The organism is Sorangium sp. So ce1504, assembly GCF_051521635.1.
GTDB lineage: Bacteria > Myxococcota_A > Polyangia > Polyangiales > Polyangiaceae > Sorangium > Sorangium cellulosum_B.
Map to the genome: position 1 here is coordinate 12,002,511 of NZ_CP150365.1, position 20,653 is coordinate 12,023,163.

19 protein-coding genes are annotated in these 20,653 nt (G+C 67.6%); 7 read left to right on the plus strand and 12 right to left on the minus strand.

The features are described from left to right. Positions 1-367 precede the first annotated feature (367 nt). Both WMF39_RS45220 and WMF39_RS45225 read left to right on the plus strand, forming a co-directional pair. Positions 368-544: a hypothetical protein gene (locus WMF39_RS45220; protein WP_437742619.1), complete on the plus strand. Its 177-nt coding sequence runs from the start codon at positions 368-370 to the stop codon at positions 542-544. Between the two features lie 645 nt (positions 545-1,189). Beyond that, on the plus strand, positions 1,190-3,628 hold the full coding sequence (locus WMF39_RS45225; protein ID WP_437742620.1) for a diguanylate cyclase: 2,439 nt from the start codon (positions 1,190-1,192) through the stop codon (positions 3,626-3,628). 95 nt (positions 3,629-3,723) lie between these two features. On the opposite strand, the gene WMF39_RS45230 is transcribed toward WMF39_RS45225, so the two are convergent. Next, positions 3,724-4,110: a hypothetical protein gene (locus WMF39_RS45230; protein ID WP_437742621.1), complete on the minus strand. Its 387-nt coding sequence runs from the start codon at positions 4,108-4,110 to the stop codon at positions 3,724-3,726. 660 nt (positions 4,111-4,770) lie between these two features. On the opposite strand from WMF39_RS45230, the gene WMF39_RS45235 reads away from it, so the two are divergent. The 3 genes from WMF39_RS45235 (at position 4,771) to WMF39_RS45245 (ending at position 7,473) form a co-directional block, all read left to right on the plus strand. Continuing rightward, positions 4,771-5,172, plus strand: a complete 402-nt coding sequence (locus WMF39_RS45235; RefSeq protein ID WP_437742622.1) for a hypothetical protein — start codon at positions 4,771-4,773, stop codon at positions 5,170-5,172. Positions 5,173-5,290: 118 nt separating this feature from the next. Next, positions 5,291-6,661, plus strand: coding sequence for a DDE-type integrase/transposase/recombinase (locus WMF39_RS45240; RefSeq protein WP_437742623.1), 1,371 nt, complete (start codon positions 5,291-5,293; stop codon positions 6,659-6,661). Then, positions 6,658-7,473, plus strand: a complete 816-nt coding sequence (locus WMF39_RS45245) for an ExeA family protein (protein ID WP_437742624.1) — start codon at positions 6,658-6,660, stop codon at positions 7,471-7,473. Before WMF39_RS45240 ends, WMF39_RS45245 begins: the two co-directional genes overlap by 4 nt. Before the next feature lie 801 nt (positions 7,474-8,274). Here the strand turns inward: WMF39_RS45245 and WMF39_RS45250 are convergent. The 4 genes from WMF39_RS45250 to WMF39_RS45265 form a co-directional block, all read right to left on the minus strand. Further along, complete coding sequence (locus WMF39_RS45250; protein WP_437742625.1) at positions 8,275-9,435, minus strand: epoxide hydrolase family protein; 1,161 nt, start codon at positions 9,433-9,435, stop codon at positions 8,275-8,277. 120 nt (positions 9,436-9,555) lie between these two features. Continuing rightward, entirely contained in the window at positions 9,556-10,245 is a 690-nt protein-coding gene (locus tag WMF39_RS45255) for a helix-turn-helix domain-containing protein (RefSeq protein ID WP_437742626.1), read from the minus strand. Positions 10,246-10,370: 125 nt separating this feature from the next. Further along, on the minus strand, positions 10,371-11,930 hold the full coding sequence (locus WMF39_RS45260; protein WP_437742627.1) for an MYXO-CTERM sorting domain-containing protein: 1,560 nt from the start codon (positions 11,928-11,930) through the stop codon (positions 10,371-10,373). A gap of 65 nt (positions 11,931-11,995) precedes the next feature. Next, positions 11,996-12,583 carry a hypothetical protein gene (locus tag WMF39_RS45265; protein WP_437742628.1) on the minus strand — a complete coding sequence of 196 codons (588 nt, stop codon included), beginning with the start codon at positions 12,581-12,583 and terminating at the stop codon, positions 11,996-11,998. A gap of 290 nt (positions 12,584-12,873) precedes the next feature. On the opposite strand from WMF39_RS45265, the gene WMF39_RS45270 reads away from it, so the two are divergent. Beyond that, positions 12,874-13,329: a hypothetical protein gene (locus WMF39_RS45270; protein ID WP_437742629.1), complete on the plus strand. Its 456-nt coding sequence runs from the start codon at positions 12,874-12,876 to the stop codon at positions 13,327-13,329. Positions 13,330-13,350: 21 nt separating this feature from the next. Here WMF39_RS45270 and WMF39_RS45275 read toward each other — a convergent pair whose 3' ends face one another. From WMF39_RS45275 to WMF39_RS45290, 4 genes are all read right to left on the minus strand, one after another. Continuing rightward, entirely contained in the window at positions 13,351-14,001 is a 651-nt protein-coding gene (locus WMF39_RS45275) for an NAD-dependent epimerase/dehydratase family protein (RefSeq protein ID WP_437742630.1), read from the minus strand. 229 nt (positions 14,002-14,230) lie between these two features. Beyond that, positions 14,231-15,571 (minus strand): hypothetical protein, encoded by a 1,341-nt coding sequence (locus WMF39_RS45280; protein ID WP_437742631.1) that lies wholly within the window; start codon positions 15,569-15,571, stop codon positions 14,231-14,233. A 73-nt stretch (positions 15,572-15,644) separates the two neighbouring features. Then, entirely contained in the window at positions 15,645-16,040 is a 396-nt protein-coding gene (locus WMF39_RS45285; protein ID WP_437748116.1) for a GFA family protein, read from the minus strand. Between the two features lie 484 nt (positions 16,041-16,524). Next, a complete protein-coding gene (locus tag WMF39_RS45290) occupies positions 16,525-17,466 on the minus strand; it encodes a DUF3829 domain-containing protein (protein WP_437742632.1) in 942 nt (313 codons plus the stop codon). A gap of 292 nt (positions 17,467-17,758) precedes the next feature. On the opposite strand from WMF39_RS45290, the gene WMF39_RS45295 reads away from it, so the two are divergent. Further along, on the plus strand, positions 17,759-18,166 hold the full coding sequence (locus WMF39_RS45295; protein WP_437748117.1) for a transposase: 408 nt from the start codon (positions 17,759-17,761) through the stop codon (positions 18,164-18,166). Here the strand turns inward: WMF39_RS45295 and WMF39_RS45300 are convergent. The 3 genes from WMF39_RS45300 to WMF39_RS45310 all read right to left on the minus strand — a co-directional run bounded on the left by WMF39_RS45300 (position 18,163) and on the right by WMF39_RS45310 (position 20,492). Then, complete coding sequence (locus tag WMF39_RS45300) at positions 18,163-18,840, minus strand: hypothetical protein (protein WP_437742633.1); 678 nt, start codon at positions 18,838-18,840, stop codon at positions 18,163-18,165. The two genes, WMF39_RS45295 and WMF39_RS45300, sit on opposite strands and share 4 nt — an antisense overlap. Before the next feature lie 490 nt (positions 18,841-19,330). Then, positions 19,331-19,765, minus strand: coding sequence for a VOC family protein (locus WMF39_RS45305; protein WP_437742634.1), 435 nt, complete (start codon positions 19,763-19,765; stop codon positions 19,331-19,333). A gap of 97 nt (positions 19,766-19,862) precedes the next feature. Then, positions 19,863-20,492 carry a hypothetical protein gene (locus WMF39_RS45310; RefSeq protein ID WP_437742635.1) on the minus strand — a complete coding sequence of 210 codons (630 nt, stop codon included), beginning with the start codon at positions 20,490-20,492 and terminating at the stop codon, positions 19,863-19,865. Positions 20,493-20,653 lie beyond the last annotated feature (161 nt).

Here is a 20,653-nt window from a genome sequence, read left to right on the forward strand (position 1 = left end):
GGCTGATGACCATCGCGACGGTGAGCGGGCCCGGTCACGGGCGTGATGGTCGGCCCATCGCGTCATGAGCGTGCCGGGGTGCTCGGACGCGTCAAGGGTTCCCTCGCAGGGCTCGGCGGCTGCGCCGTCCTTGACGCGCCCTGCGCGCCCCGGCGGCCACGTCGCACGGGCGATGGGCGGACGGAGCCTCCGGCGGGGGCTCCGGGCACCGGATGGGCGGGCGATGGCCATCGCGTGCGTGAGCGAGCCATCATCCTGCGTGAGCGAAAAGCGGCCCCCACCCATCATCTAACGGGAGCGTCAACAACCCGCCAGGCACGGGACGGCGGCGCCTCATACCTCAATTCCGACCCGGCTCAATGACTATGTGTTCACCGGCTGTAAGCCGCCGAACGCGGCCGTCGCCCAGGCCGTGCGCGACCGCGTTGTGACCGACTTCGAGGGCGCCGAGGCAGACGAGGCGAAGTTCCAGGCCGGGTTGCAGAAGCTCATCCGGGCCCTCAGGAAGAAGGTGCTCGCGCCCGGGGATGTCGGGAAGGGGTAGCGCGCCAGGAGCCCGTCCTGCGCGCTGAGCAGCAGGGGCGATCCCCCAACGCCCAGTCGTCGGTCCCGAGCAGCGTCCGGAGCTCAGGTGCGGGCACCGGGACGGCGGAATTGGGTTCTCGTGGACCGATCAGATGATTGGCCGTATGCGGGTACGAACCCCGAGCGGGATTTGTAAGGTTGCCGGTGCTGAAAGTGGCCTAGCGTATCTTTAGGCTCACAAGGGTTTTCTCTAGCGCAATCCACGTGCCAAATACTGGTAGCGCCGAGCTCCGCGCGCTCGACCTGGGCGCCTGCGTCTGGAGCATCGGGTCGCGGCCGAGCAGCGCAGGTAAGCCAACGGGGCGAACAGTGTCAGCACCACCCGCCTTCGTGAACTCGACGGAGGGACGCGGAGTTTCGGCGCACCTTCGGACGCGCCCTGGTTCTCGTCGCGCGTTCGGACGTAACTCCTCGGCACGCCCGCGCGCAGCACGACCGAGCGCCCGGCTAGGCGTCTGCGCCGAAGGAGCACCAGTCCGCGGCCCGCGCCCGGGTGGGCCTGACACCGAACTGCTAGAAAATCAAGCGACTTCGCGGTAATACCAGCGCGCGACCCCCGCTGGCCCTACGCACGGGAACTTCCCCAAGTAGGTAGCCCGCTTAGATGACGTCGAGACCAGACACGCCCCCGATGATTCGCCCAGAGCCAACCTACACAGTCGACCCACTAGCCTCATTAACCCACGTCAAGCTTCTTGCTAAGGAGCTACTAGTTGAGCTGACAGCGGAAGACGGAACCGACGCGGTTGCTACATTCGCAAAGATCGAGAACGAGTGGCACAACGCACTCGCAGCCGAGAAGATCAGCGAAGAGCAACGGTCTACCCTGGAAGGCACGTTAGCCGAAAGAAAAAGCTTATGGATCGGAAGCACCAGCTCACTCTACGTCCCAATCGTCAACAAGCAACTCGTCGCGCGGGTTTCCCTCACCAAGGAACCTGACGCCACATGCGTTCGGCACTTTGCGCGGCGAATTGAGCTTGTAGCCTCCAGCGTCGACCGAACTCTAGAGGCGCACCACGATAGACTCACCGGACTCCTCAACAGGGCCGGTTTATACGCTGCACTCCACAACTGGCAACCACCCACCGGCATCGGACAACATCACACCAATCCGATGCTTCCAAGAGCAAAAAGTGGGCCACTGTCACTAGTGACAATCGTTGTGGACGCTGACCACTTCAAGCAGATCAACGACAGCTATGGCCACATCTACGGCGACGTGGTTCTCAAGTGCATCGCCGTCCGTCTACAGCGGTTGACAGAGGACGAATCCCGTACTGCTCCCACCTCGCTCCGCAACATTCTAACATCGCGCGACGGGGGGGAAGAGTTTCTGGTCGTCGTACTGGGAACGTTCGAAAAAGGCTGGGTAGAAGCCTTTGCGACACGAATCCGAGAAACCATCGGCACGTCGGAGCTTCCCAGTGACTCCGAATTGCGTGCCGAACCAAACATTTACGCGAACATCAGCGCAAACGTTCCGTTAGCAAGCGCTCGACGTGTCACAGTCAGCGTCGGGTTATCCGGATCAACTATCAACCAGTGGCCACAGAAGCAGGACTTGGACGCCAAATTCAATAGCGTAAAAATGAGGGCCGACATGGCCCTCTACAGAGCGAAGTCGGCGGGACGAAACCACGTTTGCGTTTTCTCTAACATTGCAAACGAGTACGGCCGTATCCTAGAGCACCATCCAGACACAGACGCGGTCGCCATCGATCTCGGGAGGCAGGACGCTGTCGATGTCGGCCAAGAGTTTCACGTCTACCATCCAGACTTTACCGGAAAGAAGGACTTCTACGTGTCCGATGGTCGGACCAAGAGAAGAAGGGGATCTTATCCGAAGCGCTCGTGCGGCCGAATTATAGTATTCGAAGCTCAAGAAGAGATGTCGTTCTGTCACGTTGCAGGGGAAAGAACTGTCAGCCGATTCCCTCCTGGCTGCGCCCTCGAAGCAGTTCCAATTGGATCAATTGCACACCTCCTTCCAGTCTCGACCTTGACGACGGCCGCCCCTCTCACGACGTCAGAGTTCATAGAAGCAAGCATCGCCCAGCTTGCAAAATCGGACAAGAATTTCGCCGTTATCGTCATTGGCATTGACAATTTATACGAACTCGGCCAACGGCACGGAAACGCAGCAATTAATCAAATGCTGGCGCAGGTCTATGAGATTATTCGAAACAACCTAGGACCGAAGCCGCTCGTGTCGCAGATCCGACCCTCGCAGTTCGCGATTGTCGTAGAGGATAGCCACCTCGATTCATCTGACATAAAGCGGTCCCTGTCATACGAGTATGCGGATCACCTAGACGACGAGCTTGAGCACATATCAACAGAACTACAGGTACGCGTTCCTACGCCGGGCACAGTCTGTATCGGCGTAGCCTACGGACAGCATTCCGAATACGACGCCAGGCATGCCTTTGAATTGGCACGTTATGCAGCGTCCCCTTACATCGACGATAGAAGTAAAATTTCCCGATTCAACATTGATTGTGCCGAGCGACTACTTGGAGGACTTTACCTCTCCGGGAAGGCGCAGAACGCCATTAGCGACTACAGGCGACTGCGCGAAATTGGAATCGAAAGCTCGGTGATGAGCAGCACGGTATCCATCTGCGCAATGCAGAATGGGTCCCCCGATCCAGACCTGGAATTTGCACTCGAAACAGCAAGGCGCGCAACGGAGAAAGATCCGCATAACACATATGCATGGTTCAATCGAGGAACAGTAGAGTATGTTTCAGGCAGCAAAATCGCAGCCTACGACTCGTTCTCAAAAGGCCTGGGCGCGTCAGGCGAGGAATTGGACGAGAGAGTCGACGCCGTATACCTCGTCCCATACGCGTTGGCTCTTTGGGCGAAGCACTCAGCTGAACCGCTGTCGGTTTCAAGAGATGTCGTGGCAACTGCGCTCCGGAAGGCAGTGAACGCGGACTCCCCCGTCGTCAGCGGATTCGAATGGGAGGACGTCGAGACAGTGCTCAAGCAATTGGACGCCGCTCCGGAGGCCCCAAGCTCTAAACGTTCAAAGTAGGGGGAGCTCGCTGCGGGGCGAATGCCGAGCTCGAGCCTCGCAGAGCTCGACCTGGGGAACGCCGAGCTCTGCGAGTTCGTCCTCGTGGCGGATCTCTACTGTCCAGCCCTAGGGGCCCGGAGGAACGGCACGATGTCGGTCACTCGCGCACGCCGCCGCAGCTCGAGGCGAGGCGACGCCTCCGCCACGGGCCGGTCGAGCTCGAGGAAAGCGTCCTCGTCTTCGCGGGCGCGATGGAGCAGCAGTTCCGCACGCCAGAAGGAGATCGCGTGGAACCTGAGAACGATCGCCTGATTTCGGTCTTGCACTGGGGGGCGGCTGCTCGACGGGGAGTTGTTCGCAACGCCGCGCCACGTCGAGTGGGCCGTGCTCATGAAACGCACCTTCGGCTTGGATGCTTTGCGATGCCCGAGATGCGAACGGAAGATGCGCGCGCTTTCTACGAGCACGGAGTCAAAGGCCGTGCGCCGCATCTCGTTCATCTCAACCTCCCCTGAGACCCGCTGTTAGCGCCCAGCCTCAATAAGGCTTCAGGCCGACATCTCGCTCAAGCTCCTTGATGGAGGAGGGTACGCATCCCCGCACGAGGCATCGTCCACCGTGAGTGCAGGGGCGCCTCCTCGTGCCCGCCGGATGCATTCCCGTGACCTATCTCAAATTCTCACGCCGTCTGCTCCTCCCTGCGCTTTTTCTCAGATCATGGGGAACGCGGACGTCCGCGTCGCCGCCCGGGCTCGCCACGCCGAGAGGCATTGCTTCGTGCCGACCGAAATTGTCATGCTCATCGTCGCTTTTCCCGCCGCCCACGGGTGTAGGAGCGGCCGCGGAGTGGGAGCGGAGCATCGGCGCGGTGCCAGCCACAAAAGGCGACGAGGAGGCCCAGTCTTGGCGGACAACCTCCTCGTCGTGCTCCGGTTCGCGTGTCGAGGAATCGAAGCGGTCACAGTCTCGTCCACAGCGCGCTCGATATCAAGAGCTGGCAGCAGCAGTTGCCCACGGTCGAGGCCGTGCGCCCCGCTCGCTGCCCTGCGTGCGGAGCGGCAAGCCACCCCGTCGGGGGACCTCTTGGCCTCCACGGCCATGGCCTTCGCGAGCGGCAGGTGCGTGGCCCGGCCGGCCCGAACGCGCCCGCCGTTCTTCTCGTGCTCCAGCTGCGCCGCTACCGCTGCCTGCCCTGCGGGGCGGTGATCCTCGTCGGTCCACGCGAGCTGCTGCCGCGGCGGCACTACAGCGCCGCGGCGATCGGCTTCGCTCTTGCGCTCTACGGGCTCGTGCTGGCGACCGCCCGCGAGGTGCGCCGGCGGATCAGCCCGCAGACGATCCTGGGCGCCACGGCCTTCACCGGCTGGGCCACGCTCCGCCGCTGGACGCGCGACGTCGCGCATCGACGCCTCTTTCCCGCACTGCCGTCGTCTGATCCCGGCGCGATGCTGCGCCGCGTGGCAGCGAGCGCGGCGGCCTCGCTCGCCGCCTACGCGGATCCGACCTCCCGGGGCGAAGCGCTGGAGCACCGAGCGTTCCTCGGCGCCGCGCACGCAGCGTGAGGGCGGCTGTCAGCGACGAGCCCAGAGAACAAGGCCCACCCGAGAGGATCCCTCCCTCGACGAGCCTCGGTGGCGCACAAGGGCCCCGCGCCGCAGGGCGCAGAAAGGACCCTTCGATATGGATCTCGGACCTGCCGATCACGCCGAGGCCGTCGCGATCTTTCGCGCTTCGGTCATCGGCCCCGTCATGCACCGCGAGCTCGGCCGCGGACGGCTCGCCACCGAGCTGCGCGCCTTGAGCGCCCAGCGCTTCCGGCCGCCGGGCGCCGACAGCACGCGCACCTATTCGGTCCCCACGCTCGAGCGCTGGCTGTACGCGTACCGCGCCACAGGCCTCGCCGGCCTTCGTCCCGAGCCGCGCTCCGATCGCGGCTTCGCGCAGGAGCTGCGCGCCGAGCTGCGCGAGCTCTTGCTCGACATCCGGCGCGAGCATCCCGCGGCATCGGTGTCGCTCATCCTGAGCACCCTCGTCGACGAGGGGCGCATCGATCCGGGCCAGGTCTCGGAGCCGACAGTGCGACGGTTGTATGCGGCGGCGGGTCTGTCGCGTCGGGCGGCTCGCTCGGAACAACAGCCGAGCACACGGCTGCGCTGGCAGGCCGAGCGGCCCGGAGCGCTCTGGCACGGTGACGTCTGCCACCTGCCGCAGTGCAAGATGGGCGGTCGGACGGTGCCTGTCCGCATCCATGGCTTGCTCGACGATGCCTCTCGCTACGTCGTCGCGCTCGAGGCGCACTCGACCGAGAGGGAGGTCGACATGCTCGGGCTGCTCGTGGACGCGCTTCGCCGCCACGGCAAACCGGATGCCCTTTACCTGGACAATGGCTCCACCTACCGGGGCGAAGTCCTCCGGACGGCGTGCTCGCGACTCGGTATCACCCTGCTGCATGCGAAGCCCTATGACCCGCAGGCGCGCGGCAAGATGGAGCGCTTCTGGCGGACGTTGCGCGAGGGGTGCCTGAGCTTCCTCGGCGAGGTCGCGTCGCTCAAGGACATCGACGCACGGCTCAAGGCCTTCCTCGAACGGCGTTATCACGCGGCACCGCACGCCGGGCTGATGGGCAAGAGCCCCTCGAAGCTGTACGCGCAAAAGCCCGCCGGCGAGGGCGCGGTCGAGGAGCGGGCGCTGCGCGCCGCGCTGACAGAACGCAGCCGGCGGCGCGTGTCCAGCGACAATGTGATCTCCATCGACGGCGAAGCGTGGGAGCTCGATCAGGGCTACCTGGCTGGCCAGCTCGTCACGGTCGCTCATTGTCACGTCGCCCCGGACGCGACCCCGTGGGTCGAGCACGAGGGCAAGCGCCTGCCGCTCCGCCTCCTCGATCCGGCGAAGAACGCGCGGCGCCGGCGGCCGCCACGCGGCGGTCCGCTCTCACAAGGGCCGAGCCGCCCCACCGACTTCGCTCCGACGAGGGCGCTGCTGCGGGCTGGAAGCGAAAGGCCGGAGGCCTCGGATCCCGACGACAGCTCCGAGGGAGGTGCTCGATGAGCGAGTCTTTCATCCGATTCTTCGGGCTCTCCGAGTCGCCCTTCTCCAAGGAGATCCCGGACAGCGACCTCTGGCTGCCGCCCTCGAAACATGAGCTCGTCGAGGAGCTGTGCGACGCGGTCCACGAGCGCTCCCAGGTGCTGCTCGTCGGCGAGCCGGGCGCCGGCAAGACGTGCGTGCTGCGCGCGCTGCGCCATCGCTTGCCGCAGGCCGGATTCCGCCTGACCTACTGCCACAACGCCACGCTCGGACGCCGCGACTTCTACCGGCAGCTCTGCCAGGCCCTCGGCCTGACCCCTGCTGCGACCGCGGCCGCCGTCTTCTACGCGATCAGCGCGCACGTCGAGAACCTCGGACGAGAACGGATTCACCCGGTCTTTCTGCTCGACGAGGCGCACCTGCTTCATCAGGACACGTTGGACCATCTTCACATCTTGGCAAATTACGAATGGGACAGCCGGGCGCTGCTGAGTCTGATTCTGGTGGGGCTGCCCGACCTCAAGGACCGGCTTGAGCTGCGCAAGAACCGCTCCCTGTACTCGCGGATCGACCGGCGCCTGTCGATCGGACCGATGACGGCGGACGATACGAGCGAGTATGTCCGCCTGCGGCTCGGCCGTGCCGGCTGCGATCGCGATCTCTTTACCTCCGAGGCGCTGACCTCGCTGCACGAGGCCGCCGGCTCGAGCCTGCGCGAGATCGACCGCGTGGCCACCGCCGCGCTGCGCGAGTCGGCTCGGCGGAAAAAGAAGCTCGTCGAGCGGGACGTCATGGCCCGGGTGATCGGCGACGTCAGGAGTGACGCCGACTGAACGGCGTCTACGCTCACGCGTGGCAGGCGCCGGCAGCCATCGCGCCGTCGGCGCCTACGGGTCATCCGACGCGATGGCCATCGCGCGTTGAGCGCCCACGTGCGCCGGAGATGGCCATCGCCCAGCGGCGCGGCCCGTGCAGGCGGGTGATGGCCATCGCCCTCCTCGACCTCGCCCGCGCAGGCTCGTGATGGCCATCAACCAGACGGCGCGCAACGCCATCAATCAGCCTGAGCGTCAACACCCGCGAACGGCAGCACCCGCACGCGACCCAAGGTGGGAACCGATGGCGTTCGGGTTCGACGCCGCGTAGCTGAGCACCCGACCCGCCCCCGTCATTGCGAGCGCACGCCGCCGTCGTCGAGGCACGGCTGCGCCCGGAGCACGCCGCCCCAGCTCTGCAACGGCGCATGCGGGGGTCTGATGGGCCAAAACAAAAGCGGCTCGCCAGGCGCCGCCTCCGCGGGGCTTGACTCGGGCGAAAGTTCTACGGTTTCTTATCCGCTTTGCGGCTCGATGTCCTGTGCATCACGCCAGCGGCATGCACCCCCTCGAGCACCCGTGACAGGAGCCGGCCGAGCCGCAGCGCGGCCAGGCCGCGGCGGTGACGACCCGGAGCCCGGGCGCGATCTCGTCAGCCGGCGGCGAGATCGCGTCCGGAACCCGCGGATCGTGATGGTCGTCCACAGGCCCGCAAGGCCGGACCGCCCTGCGCGACATGACGCGCAGCCGTGATGGCAGGGCGGGCGGCCCGGCTCCCCCCGCCGGCGTGGGCGCGCAAGTCGTGTGGACAGGCAGGCCCTAGGACAGCGAACCGAAGAACTCCCGCAGATCGGCGGCCAGCGCCGTCGGCGTCTCCGTCGCCAGGAAATGCCCGCCGCGCGCCAGCTCGGTCCAGCGCACGATGTGGTGGTCGCGCTCGGCCAGCCGGCGCACCGCCACGTCCTGCGTCAGCGACACGGCCACGGCCATGGGCACGGTGCCGTGCGGCTTGGGCGCCCAGCCGGACGGGTCGTTGAAGGCTTCATAGTACAGGTTGGCCGAGGGGCCGCTGGTGCCGGTGAACCAGTACAGGCTCACGTTGTCCAGCAGCGCGTCCAGGCCCACCGCGTCCTCCGGCAGCGCGGCCGCGGGATCGGTCCATTCCTTGAACTTCTCGACGATCCAGGCCAGCTGGCCCACCGGCGAATCATGCAGCCCGTAGCTGAGCGTCTGCGGCCGCGTGCCCTGGATGTGCGCGAAGCCCATCATCCGGTCGCGGAAGTTCTGTAGCCGTTCCAGGCGCTGCTGCTCCGAGGCCGTCAGGCCTTCCAGCTCGGCGGGGTCGCCGGAGGGAAACGTCACCAGCGCATTGCAGTGCACGCCTCTGACATGCTCGCTGTCGATGCGGCCCAGCTCCGCCGCGATGAACGCGCCCACGTCGCCGCCTTGCACGCCGTAGCGTGTGTAGCCCAGGCGCTGCATCAGCGCCGCCAGCGCACGGGCACAGCGGCCGTGGTTCCAGCCGGCGTCGGCCAGCGGCATCGAGAACCCGTGGCCCGGGATCGACGGGATCACCAGGTGGAAAGCCTGCGATGGGTCGCAACCGTGGCGGCGCGGGTCGGACAGCGCGTCCACCACGCGGTCGAACTCGGCAAAGCTGCCGGGCCAGCCGTGCAGCAAGAGCAGGGGCTGCGCGTCCGGCTCGGGCGAGCGCAGGTGCACGAAGTGGATCGTCTGGCCATCGATCCGGGTGGTGAACTGCGGGCGGCTGTTCCAATGGGCCTCACAGCGCCGCCAGTCGTACTGGTGCTGCCAGTGCGCCGCCAGCCGCTGCAGGTAGGCCACCGGCACGCCCCTCACCCAGTCGCCGCCCGGCAGTTGCGCCGGCCAGCGCGTGCGCGCCAGGCGTTCGCGCAGGTCGTCGATGTCGGCTTGCGGAATGTCGATGCGGAAGGGGTGGATCTCGGAGTCGCGGTGCATAGGCGTCCTCGGGTTGGTCGATATCGCCGGTGCGAGCCGGCGACGCGACCGTATCCACCGGGGTGGGCCCGGTCTTGGAAGAAAACGACAGGCTCAGGCCTCGCCGGACCGTCTGGGTCCTCAGCGCCCAGGCCCGGGCCGGGCCGCAGCCCGCGCCACTTCGCCGGGCGTCCTGCCCATGATTCGCTTCAGCGAATTGCCCAGGTGCGCCTGGTCGGCGTAGCCGCAGGCGAGAGCCACGTCGGCCGGCGCATCGCCATGCATCAGCTGCTGCAGCGCCGCCTGCGCACGGTGGATCTGCGACAGCTGCTTCGCCGTGAGGCCGGTGGCGCTCAGGAACCGGCGCTGCACCGAGCGCAGGCTGGTGCCGGCGGGATCGCCTTGCAGCACGCGGAACACCACCGGATCCGCCACCAGCAGGCCGGCCCCGATGAGGCGTGCCACCAGATCGTCGGCGTTCTCGAGGTCGGGCACCTCGAAGGCTCGCGGCCCCAGCAGGAACGAGCGCGGGTTCGCCAGCGGGCGCAGCACGCCCTGGTCCAGCATGCCCGTCGCGGGCACCCCCGGCATGAACACGCCTGGCCGGAAGGCGATGCTCAGATACTCGTCGCCGGTCTCGTAGCCCAGCGTCACCGGGTGCGTGATGAGACCGGTATGCAGCACCTGCAGCCGGCCGCGGCGCTTCATGAACACCAGGTCCCAGCAGCCGTCGGGCAGGGACTGGTCCTGCGCGTCGTCGCCGTAGGCGACGTGCGAGATCCGCTGCACCAGCGCATGGTCGCTGCCGCGGATGGAGTGCGTGGTCCTCATGGGCAGCTTCCCTTCGTCATGCTGCGCAGTATGGCCGACCCGCGCCGCAAGGCGAACTCCCACGCCGGGCGCGGGCGGCTGCGGTCCACCGCGAGCCCGGGTGGATCGCAGTCGCCCCTCTCCAGCTAGCTGGCGTCGCTCAGCGATGAGGAGGCCTGTCGTCGCCGGAGGGCGAACGCGGCGAAGACCGCCGTCAGGAGGCCAAGGGTGTGATTCCCGCCGACGCCCGCGGTGCGGCAGCTGCAGCCCCCGCCGTCACTGGAGGTGTCGCCGCCCCCGCCGGCCGCGCCGGTGCCGCTGCCTGCGCCCACGCCCGTGCCGCCTGCCTCACCCCCGCCCGAGCCGGTCGTGCCGCCGCCCATCCCGCCCGGGCCGGTGGTGCCGCCGCCCATCCCGCCCGAGCCGGCGGTGCCGCCGCCCGCGCCCCCGTCGCCGGAGGGCCCCGGCGGCGGCACCGTCGCGCAGTCGCCGAGCGAATGTTCGAGCGCGCCGAGCGTGAAGCTCCCGCTGCCCGGCCGCCCGCGCGCGCAGTAATCGTCGGTCACCGCGACCTCGGCGGGCGCTTCGCCGACGAGCGACGCCACATCCCCTTTGAGGTGCAGGTCGCCGAGACTCGGATCTTCGTACCACGTTTGGAACGTCGCGAGTCCCACCTCGGCCAGGTTATCACTCTCCTGATGCGTGGCCCCGTCGCGGTCCCGGATCTTGCCCGTGAGCACGTTGCCGCGCGCGACGCCGCTGGTCGTCGCGAAGCGGAAGTCGATCCCGCTCGTCGCGATCAGCGTATTGAAATGAAGCCGCGTATCCGTCGCGCGGTTCAGATAGATCCCGACGTCCGAGCAGCTCGCGATGATGTTGTTCCGCATCGTTCCGCCGGTGTGCTCGACCTCGCAGGGCACGTCGGGGTCGTAGGCCGGGGCGCAGTACTGCGCCCCCGTGCCGCCGCCGCCGAACGACAGCCCGATGCGCGCCCCGTCCGGCGAGCCGGCGGTGGTGCAGACGACGAGGTTGCGCTCGAAGAGCCCGTCCGAGCCGCCGCTCTTCATGAACGCGGCGTAGCTCACGGTGTCGCCGCCGTCTTTCTGGAAGTCGTGCAGGTAGCTGTCGCGCACGGTCCAGCGCTTGCCGCCGTCGATGTTGATCTTGGTGACGGGCCTGCTGGTCCTGCGCGGATGGGTGTCGAACAGCTCCGATCGCTCGATCAGCCCGTCGTCGGGGGCCGTCCAGACGCCGTCCACCTGCGCGGCGTTGATCTTGAGCTGGGCGTTGAAGTCCCGCACCTTCGAGCGGCGGAGGGTGAAGCGGCTGGCAGCGCCGAACACGTGGAAGGCATGCTCGCAGTCCGAGTCGTCGGCGCAGACGCCGCGGATATCGAGATCTTCGAAGTGCCAGTTCGGGCCGCTGACCTTGAAGCCTTCGAGGCCCGAAAGCTCGACGATCGCGCCGAGCGGCTCGGCGGCGCGCACGACGATCGGCGCGGCCTCGGTGCCTGCGGCCGCGCAGGAGACGCCGTCGAAGGCGTAGGTGCCCGAGGCGAGGACGATCTCGTCGCCGGCCTTGGCCGCGCCGATCGCGGCGACGAGCTCGTCGGTGGTGCCGACCGGCACGACGGCCGCCGCGGCGGGGGCGGCGACGAGGAGGGAGGTGAGCAGGGCGAGCGGAGCGGGCGCGCGGCGTAGCGACATGGCTGCAAGAATGCGCGGGTGCGCTCGTCCGTCAAGACGGCGCGTGCAACGTGTGACGGCCGCGCTCACGCGCGCGGGGCGAGCACCTGAAAGCGCCGTCCGCTGGATAACACGTACGGGTCCTCGCCCGTTGCGAGCACGTCGTGCCGCTGGCTCAGCTGATGACCCGGCTGGCAGCAGGCGAGCGTGTAAGCGACGTTCCAGCGCAGCCGGGCGAGGACATCGTCGATGGGGACGTGGGCGTGCACGAACGTGACGAGCACGGGCATGTCGGGCAACGCGTTGAGCCGTTCGATGGCCGTGAAGACGTCGGCGCGTTGCCAGGCGAAGCGGCGGACGCCGAATCTGGTGCGCCAGGCCTCGACCAGCGGCTCGTTGAGCACCGGATCGACGCTGACGTTCTCAGCCTCCGTCTTCAGCGCGAACAACGCCCCGGTGCGGGCGTGGGCGCCGTCGCCGACGTGGATGACCCGGCACGGCGCGCCGGACATGAAGGGCCGCAGGTGCTCGAGCGCCGAATAGCTCTCGGTCATTTCCTTGGCGGGGCGCGTGGCTTTGGCGAAGAGCGGCCACAGGGCTTCGAACGACCCTCGACGCATCAGGCGATCCAGGTAGTCGCTGCTCGCTGGGCCAGCGTCGGTGTGCGGATTCACGGCGGTCGTTCTATCACCGGGCGCCGGAGCGCGTGGCCCAAAGCGAGAGCTCGACCGTTCGCCGTCAGCTTTGTTGGCATTTTTAGCGGGAAATTGAACAGGGAGACGGGGAGATTGGTGAGATTTTATTCCTCGTCTCCTCGCCTCCCTGTGAATTGTCCCGAAGAGTTCGAGCGGATGCTTCAGCCCGCCGTCCAGAGCCGCTTTCCGTCATCCGCCGCGGTCGTGCTGGTTCGCGCCCCGGCCAGGCGCGCGCCGACGGGCAATACACTTTCTCGGGCGGGGTCTCCGTGTCGCTCTCGTTCGGCCAGAAGCTCGCCTTCGGCCTGGGCGCCGACCTCCGCGCGGCGGTCCTCCTGGATGGCAGTCAGCCCGGAGGGTACAGCACGGGGAACATGGGAGTCGTCGCCGGCGCTCGGGCTGGGCCCCACGGTGTCGGCTCCGGCGCGGCGCTCGGCGAGATCGCGCGCGACGAGGCGCTGCACGCCGAGCTCGGGTGGCGCGTGCTCGCCCACTGCCTGGCCGAGGGTGGGCGCGAGGTGCGCGAGGCGGTCGGCGACGCGATGACCGGGCCGGCGCCGGCGCCGCCGGCGGACGACGCCGAGGTCGAGGGCGAGCGGAAGGAGCTGCAGGCCTTCGGCCAGCTCCCGCGCGCCGAGGCCGACGCCGCGTGGGACGAGACGTGGGCGGCGGCGCGGCGCGACGGGGAACGGATGCTCAACCGGACGCTCGCCGTGGTCGGCTGATCCCGGTGAGGGGCGCGCGAGCTACGCCGAAGCGAGCGCCTTGATGTCGGCGACCTCGAGCACCTGCTTCGGCGTCCCGCTCGTCACGGAACGCACCATCGCGCGCTCCACTTCTTCGAGCTTCAGGGCCGGGAACACGAGCTTCATGAGCGGGACGAGCGGAAGCAGGAAGCGGTAGGCTCGCTTCAGGTTCTTCTGTCCCGGCACCGGCGTCATCAAGCCCGGCCGGAAGTTGTAAACGCCGCGAAAGGGCAGGCGCATCAGCGCGTTCTCGGCCTTGCCCTTCACGCGCGCCCACATCACCCGGCCCTGCTCGCTCGAGTCGGTGTGCGCGCCCGAAACGTGCGTGAGCACCATGCCGGGATTGAGGCGCGCGAGCGCCGTCGCGAAGGCGAGCACCGTATCGTACGTGATCGCCGTGTAGTCCGCCTCGCTCATGCCGACCGAGCTCACGCCGGCGCAGTAGAAGCACGCGTCGTAGCCCGAGAGCCGCGCTTCGAAGGCGCCGAGCTCGCGAAAGTCGGGGATCAAGCACTCCTCGAGCTTCGGGTGCGCGTGCCCCGACGGCCGGCGTGCCACCGACAGGACCCGCTCGACCGTGGGATCCGCGAGACAAGCGAGCATCACGCCTTCGCCGACCATGCCGGTCGTTCCGGTAACGATGACCTTCATGGCCGCCATCTTCGACCCGAAGCGCCGACGGCGTAAACCCTAGAGCGACGGTCACCCGCTTCGGATACGGGCCCACCTCGACGTTTTCGGTGCTCAGCGCACCGGAGTGCGCTTGCGCGCCGAAAACGCCGATCTGGGCCCGTCTCCTGTGCGGGTGACCGCCGCTCTGCTCTGCATGGTGCAGAGGCGGGCGGAAACCGCTGTAGAACGAGCGAGCGTACCGTTTCTTTCACCTGGATGGCGGCAGCCGGATCTCGATCCGATTCGTGTAGCTGCCGGCGGCGTGACCCACGCTGTCCCAGCCGCGCCCCACGCTCGTCCCGGCCAGCGTGAGCGTGAGGTAGGCCGCGGACGAAGGGGCGTTCGAGGCGAGCCCGAACTCGAACGCATTCTGCGGCAGGCCCCAGCCGGCGGTGGGCGAGAGCTCCGTCGAGAGCTGCCGTGACCAGTCGTGGAAGACGATCGTCGCGAGCTCGCGGGGTGGCGAATCTCCCTTCTCGACGAGCACGACGCTCAGGGGTTCGCCGCGGGCGAGCCGGCCTTCGCCGAGCGTCGTGAACGGCCCCTTCTCGGCGTCGCTCGCCTGGACGACGCGAAACGCGCCGCCGGCGTCGAGGTACGCGAAGCGCGCGGGCGCGCCGAACGGATAGTCGAAGTGGATCACCTCGACAACGACCTCGGGGCAAGGCGAGAACCGCAAGCCGAGCCGGCGATGGCCGGTGATCGAGACGCGCGTGAAGGAGTTCAGGTGCGAGAACACGGGCGCCTGAAGCGCGGTTCGTGCGTCGATGGCGGCAGATTGATCCGAAGTGGCCCTCACGCGCAGGCTCCCCTCGTCCGAGTAGTCCACCGCGAGCTCGCGATCGGCGCGCTCGAGACGACGAACGGGCGAGTCGCCGCGCCATTGCAGGGGCGCGAACACCGTCCAGAAACGATCCGGCGAGCGCGAAATGAACTCGAGCCGCGGCTCGACGACGATGCCCACCGCACCCGCCTGCACCGAAACCTCACCCGAGCTCGGTACCACCCGAAGCCACGGAGCCACGTCGAACGAAGCGGGCCCAGCGAGTGATCGCGTCCAACGATCGCCGCCGAGCTCGACTTCGGGCGCGGCAAACGGAGCTGTCGAAGGCTCCGGCGCCCGCTGCGCGGCCACGAAGCCCGCACCGAAAACGACACCGGGCAGCGCAGCGAGCCAGGTCAGCCGCGGCGGGACCCCGAACCGCCACCACGCCATCGCGAGGCCCAGCGACAGGACCACCGCCAGACAACCCGCACCGAACGCGACCGTCCCGCCGCTCTCCGAAAACATGGTCCCCGCAGCGAGAGCAACCCCGAGCCACGCCGCCGGAAAGAGCAACAGCAACACACGCGCACCCGTCGACCGTCGCGCGGCCAGAACACCGACGGCGATCACGCTCCCGACCGCGACCGCCGGCAGAGCGCGGTTCGCGAAGAAACGCGCGTGAAGGAGGGGAAAACCGCCGGGAAGCAGCACCCAAGCTGCAATCGCGGCGGCAGCATGCGCGAGCAACGCCAGCGACCACGACACCCCGACGAGCGCCGCCAACGTCGCTCTGGAGCGGCCACCTGCTCCGCGATCAGGAGAGATTCGTTCTTTCAGAAGCCAGCTGCTCCTTGGATCATGCCATGTGCTCGATGCCAGCGGGCATATTGACCCAAGAGTGCATGCGCTCCTCGTAGACCGAGAACGTTGGGGCTGGAAACTCAGGATCGGCGAATGCACCAACGGGTATTGCCACGAACGCTGGATGACCTTCGAGGGTGTAGTAGACGGTGGCACCGCAGCGAGGACAGAATCTGAATGTGCTTCTTGTGCCTTCGTCTCCGACGCGGACGTACTCGAGGCTCTCGCCGACGATGGTGACTGCTTCGCTTGAGAAGCGAGCCTGAGCACCGAAGACGCTGCCGGTACGGCGCTGGCACGCTAGACAGTGGCACACCGAAACGCGAACAGGCTCGCGAGCAGTTCTCGCTTGTAGCTGGCCGCAGCTGCAGGATGCTATTCGAGGTGTCATGGGCAGTGAAGTGGTTTCCATTGCGCCGCCTGACTATCAGTCGATTGGTCAACCGAGACCGCCGGACCAGGTCCGTCTAGCTCGTCGCCTTTTGTAACCTCCCCCCACGGAAAGTCTCACGGATCGGCTCTGCGCCGCAAGGCTCAAATGCTGTCCCGCGCCATAGGGTAGACCCGTCGAACACCGGCGGCAGTCGCTGCCTTTCCAGGGGGCCGGGGGCGCGTGGAGGGGGCGGCGGACGCGCTCCTACGCCGAAGATCCCGCTTGTGAGGTACCATGGCGTGATCGCGCCTCGCTCGTCGTGGCGCTCTCTCGTGACGCCCAAACCCCCCGCCCAGCTTGCCAATCAGCGGCATGACCACAATCTGGGCCCCTTCCCTCCCGTGAGCGCTCGCCCGCTCTTTTTTTGGACACGCTACACAGTCACGCCCCGGACGAGAACCGTGTTTCACGGTGCCGGCCAGGGCGCGTGCCGGATCCAGCGCTATTTCAGCAGGTTGTTCGCTTCGAGGCTTCGGAGCGAGTTCGAGAGGCTGACCAGGTTGTTGTAGTTCGAGGTCATGCTCTCGCTGATCGAGTCGAGCTGCTCTTCCTTTTCCTTGCCCTCGATGCCGCGCTTCAGCTTCTTCGCCTCGGCGAAGAAGCGGTCGGCGGCGTCCGCGTAGGCCTTGAACGTCGCCTGCGGCGTGCCCTTCCCCTTGGTGAAGGCCTGGAGCTCGTTGTACGCGGTTTCGACCGTCGGATAGAGCGCCAGGAAGCCGTCACGCTTCACGCTCACGAGCTTGTTCGCCTGATGATTGAAGTAGCGAAACTGGTAGCTGTACGTGTTCTTGTCGGTGTGTTCCTTGAGCTCCTCCTCGGCCTGCTTGAGCGCGATCTCGGAAAGCGCCGTTTCGAACTTGTTGATGTCCTCGCGAAACGCAGCGGCCTCCTGCAGGAACTGGGTGTGCAGCGTCTTGCCCTTGGCGCCCTTGTCGTCCTTGAAGTCCTCGGCCTGGAAGTAGCCGTGCACGGACTTGTAGGTGACGGCGACCTTCTCGATGTCCGTGACCGTCGCGCTCGCGAGCGGTTCCAGGTGCTTGAGTGAATCGGGCGCGATCTTCGCGGCCGCCGCGAACTCCTTCTTCGCTTCGGCGATCTTGCCCTCGGCCGACGTGTGCTTGGGGAACAGGTGATGCTTCTTGCCTTCCACCGGCCCACTCTCCGGGAACTCCCGGTAGTAGTTCTTGATCATGTCCTGCGGGTCGCCGATCAGCGCGTTGAAGCCAGTCGCGTAGTGACCCATCGCCTCTACCGCCGTGGAGCTCTTCGCTGGATCGTTCGAGTTCCCCTGCACGGCGTCGGTGGCCATGCCCGCGATCTTCTTGCAGGCGGGAGCGCCCGCCGTCACGAGCACCAGCGCCAACACCCTGTACAAAGCACGCATCGCTGCTCTCACCCTTTTTTTTCGTGGTTTTCTGCCCATCGGAGAGCCGCCTATCGTACGAAGTCGATAGGCAGGTCTTCCTGCTCGAGCCACATTACCTCGAAAGTCGTCCGCGTTTACACACCTTTCGCGAGCGCCGCTCGGCACATGGCCGGCCGGTGGATCGAGACATAAAGAAACGCGCACCTCGCTCACTTCAGTCGTGAGTCGTACCCAACAATGCGGGCCAGCGAGCCTGATGCAAGAACCGCGCCTGCCTCAAGGTGACGGCCGATGACGAAACAGTCTGGCCATCGCCGCGGATGACGATCAGGGGCGCGAGAGGCTCGTGCGGTGCTGCATCCGCCCGGCCTTCGCACTCGATCGAATCGAGCTCCTGCCCGACGGGGGCATAGCGCACTTGATGAAGACACCTCGGCGGGGACGCACTCACCGCGTCATGAGTCCAATGGAGTTCATGGCCCGGCCCGCGGCTTTGTTTCCTACGCCGAAGCTCCCGCTTGTGAGGTACCATGGCGTGATCGCGCCTTGCTCGTCGTGGCGCTCTCTCGTGACGCCCAAACCCCCGGCCGCCGTCGTCGAGGCACGGCTGCGCCCGGAGCACGCCGCCCCAGCCCTGCGACGGGGCAAGCGGGGGTCTGATGGGCCAAAAACGGCTCGCCAGGCGCCGTCCCCGCGCGGCTTGACGCCGACGCGCTAGCGCGCCCCACGCGCGGCACCCACGCGCGCAATCGTGCCCATCCATCCGATCACCGAGAGCGCCGCGAGCTTCTGAAGCGCTGGCAAAAAGACGTGGCAGCCCGGCACCGCAATCGCATACGCGTAGTACGCGGCGTCCGCGCTGCCGAGCGCGAGCGAAAGCGCACCGAGCCACGCCGAAAAGCGCAACGGTGACGAGCGGCTTTCGCCCGCATTGCGCCGTGCAAACGCGCCGGTCACGCCCAGGAGCGTCGCCAGCAGCCCGGGGAGCGTCGCGACGAATACCGACACTTCGTGGAGCAGCGGCGAGACCACGGACGGCAGCCACGCGATCAGGTTCGTGCCGGCGGCGGAGAGCAGTCCGAACACGCGAACCGTGCCGCCGAGCCGGCCGCCGAGCAGGGCGCCGTGAACCCACCAGAACGGGACGAGCGCGAGGGAAAAGCAGGCGAACGAGGCCTGCGCGAGCGAGCGCGCGCGCGTGTTGTCCACCCCGCGCTGGGTCACGGGCTGAATGAGGTCGCAGAAGAAGTTGCCCCAGAATTCGTAGCTGGGCGCGTTCGCGTCGCAGAAGGTGCCGCCCGGATACGCGGCCGCGGCGAGCGCGGTGAGGACGAGAAACGCGGAGACCCCGACCAGGATCAGAGCGGGTGCGACGCGGGTAGGCTGCCCCACGCGCTCGAGAATAGCACGAGGGCCGAGGCGTTCCGGGTCATGCTCGAAGCTCCGGCGCGCCCGGGCCGCTTCACCATGGTGTATCGCGTCACGCACGTCACGAGCGACGAGTACGCGGAGCCCGTTTCCATCTGGCACAACGAGGCGCGGCTCACGCCGCGGTCCACGAGGCCTGGAGCACGCTGCCAGCCCTGCGACGGGGCAAGCGGGTGTCTGATGGGCCATAACAACAACGGCTCGCCGGGCGCCGTCCCCGCGGGGCTTGACACGGGCGAAAGTTCTACGGTTTCCTATCCGCCCCATCGCGCCAACCTACAACGACGGTGCGGCGCATAGCCGGGGCTGGCCGGCGATCTTCTCGCAGGCGCACGGCGCCCTGGAGGGGCGGCGTGAGCCCGGCCGGCCAAGGCGCGCCGCGCGGGCCGGGGGCTGAGCGGCGGGGGCATGAAGGGGCCCCGGAGGGGTCGATGTGGGGTCGACCCTGGTTGGTTCAGCCCGAAGCCTCCAGCAACGCCGCGTCGTGCGCCTCGGCGCCGGGCCCGAGCGGCTGGCCGTAGGAGAACTCGACGTAGTTGCCGTCCGGGTCCTTGAGCGCGCAGAAATAAGCCACCGGATAGGGCAGCTCCTTGGGCGGCCAGACGAGGTGCGCTCCGCCGCGGCGCGCGATCTCGTCGACCGCGGCGCGGCTCTCGAGCGCAAACCCGAAATGACTCATGTCCTCCGGCGCCTGCGGCGAGCGCTGGCCGCCCTCGATCATCACCAGGACGAACGTCCGCTCCTTCCCTTCCTCGGCGAGCCAGGCGACCCGCGTGCCGGCGTCGCTGCGCTCGTGAACCACCTTGAGCCCGCAGAACTCGCGATAAAAGGCGATCGTCGCGTCGAGGCTGCCTACGTGGAGCGCGACGTGGGTCATCATCGGTTTCATCGTAAACTACCCTTCTTTTCTCCCCGGCAGCGTAGCAGACGAACAGGCGCGGGAGCAGCGGGGCCGCGCCCCGGCGCGCTTGAGCGGAGGTCCCGTTTTAAGCGGGCTCGAACGCCTTGCTCGACGCGTACCCGCGGGCGGCGGACCGGATCTTCGCGATCTGCGCCGCGTCGAAGGAGACGGGCGCTCCGGTGCGCGCGTAGCTCATCACGTTGTCGTCGACGCCGCTGTGCCCGAGGCCGAAGAAGTGCCCGAGCTCGTGCGCGAGCACGGTGGGCCGCGCGTTCGCCGCGAGGATGACGAAGCGCCGCTCCGGCGTCGCCCGGCGCCGCCAGTGCACGCCCATCCGGAAGCGCCGCGGATCGTCGACGTCCCGCAGCGACGCGACCACCATCACGTTGATCCGGCGCGCCTCGATCGCCGAGGCGAGCGCGTCCCGGTCCTCGCGCGTCTCGATCCGCGAAAACCGCGGGGCGAGCGCGCGCGAGCCGACCTTGCGCAGCGCCACACCGGCGGGCTCGAACAGCCGGACCGCCTCGGCGATCTGCGCGTCGATCCACGCGTCGTCGCGCACCGGCTTCCCCGCGTCCTCCTCGGTCACAGCGATCGAGAGGGGAAACGCCGGGAGGGGCGCGGGCACGCGCCCCGCCGCGCGGGCCAGGCGCGGGGCGAGCGCGCCGGCGGAGAACAGGCCGGCTGCGGCGATCACGGCGCGGCGGGAGATCATGGACAAGGCCCTATACCATCACCGGCCGACGATCGCGAAAGCGCCGGTGAACCGCCGGAGACACTTCCCTCTCTGGGAGAAACATGGCGTCCGCAAGGTCGATCCTGCTGGTTCCCGCACTTGCCGCACGAGGCCGCGCAACCGGACACGTCGGAGGAGCT

Bases quoted from the DNA above. Each gene is read 5' to 3' on its own strand.
- WMF39_RS45290 (WP_437742632.1), bottom strand. From the start codon at position 17,466: ATGCGTGCTTTGTACAGGGTGTTGGCGCTGGTGCTCGTGACGGCGGGC.
- WMF39_RS45225 (WP_437742620.1), top strand. From the start codon at position 1,190: ATGACGTCGAGACCAGACACGCCCCCGATGATTCGCCCAGAGCCAACC.
- WMF39_RS45240 (WP_437742623.1), top strand. From the start codon at position 5,291: ATGGATCTCGGACCTGCCGATCACGCCGAGGCCGTCGCGATCTTTCGC.
- WMF39_RS45255 (WP_437742626.1), bottom strand. From the start codon at position 10,245: ATGAGGACCACGCACTCCATCCGCGGCAGCGACCATGCGCTGGTGCAG.
- WMF39_RS45285 (WP_437748116.1), bottom strand. From the start codon at position 16,040: ATGACACCTCGAATAGCATCCTGCAGCTGCGGCCAGCTACAAGCGAGA.
- WMF39_RS45230 (WP_437742621.1), bottom strand. From the start codon at position 4,110: ATGAACGAGATGCGGCGCACGGCCTTTGACTCCGTGCTCGTAGAAAGC.
- WMF39_RS45305 (WP_437742634.1), bottom strand. From the start codon at position 19,765: ATGAAACCGATGATGACCCACGTCGCGCTCCACGTAGGCAGCCTCGAC.
- WMF39_RS45275 (WP_437742630.1), bottom strand. From the start codon at position 14,001: ATGAAGGTCATCGTTACCGGAACGACCGGCATGGTCGGCGAAGGCGTG.
- WMF39_RS45260 (WP_437742627.1), bottom strand. From the start codon at position 11,930: ATGTCGCTACGCCGCGCGCCCGCTCCGCTCGCCCTGCTCACCTCCCTC.
- WMF39_RS45310 (WP_437742635.1), bottom strand. From the start codon at position 20,492: ATGATCTCCCGCCGCGCCGTGATCGCCGCAGCCGGCCTGTTCTCCGCC.
- WMF39_RS45245 (WP_437742624.1), top strand. From the start codon at position 6,658: ATGAGCGAGTCTTTCATCCGATTCTTCGGGCTCTCCGAGTCGCCCTTC.
- WMF39_RS45250 (WP_437742625.1), bottom strand. From the start codon at position 9,435: ATGCACCGCGACTCCGAGATCCACCCCTTCCGCATCGACATTCCGCAA.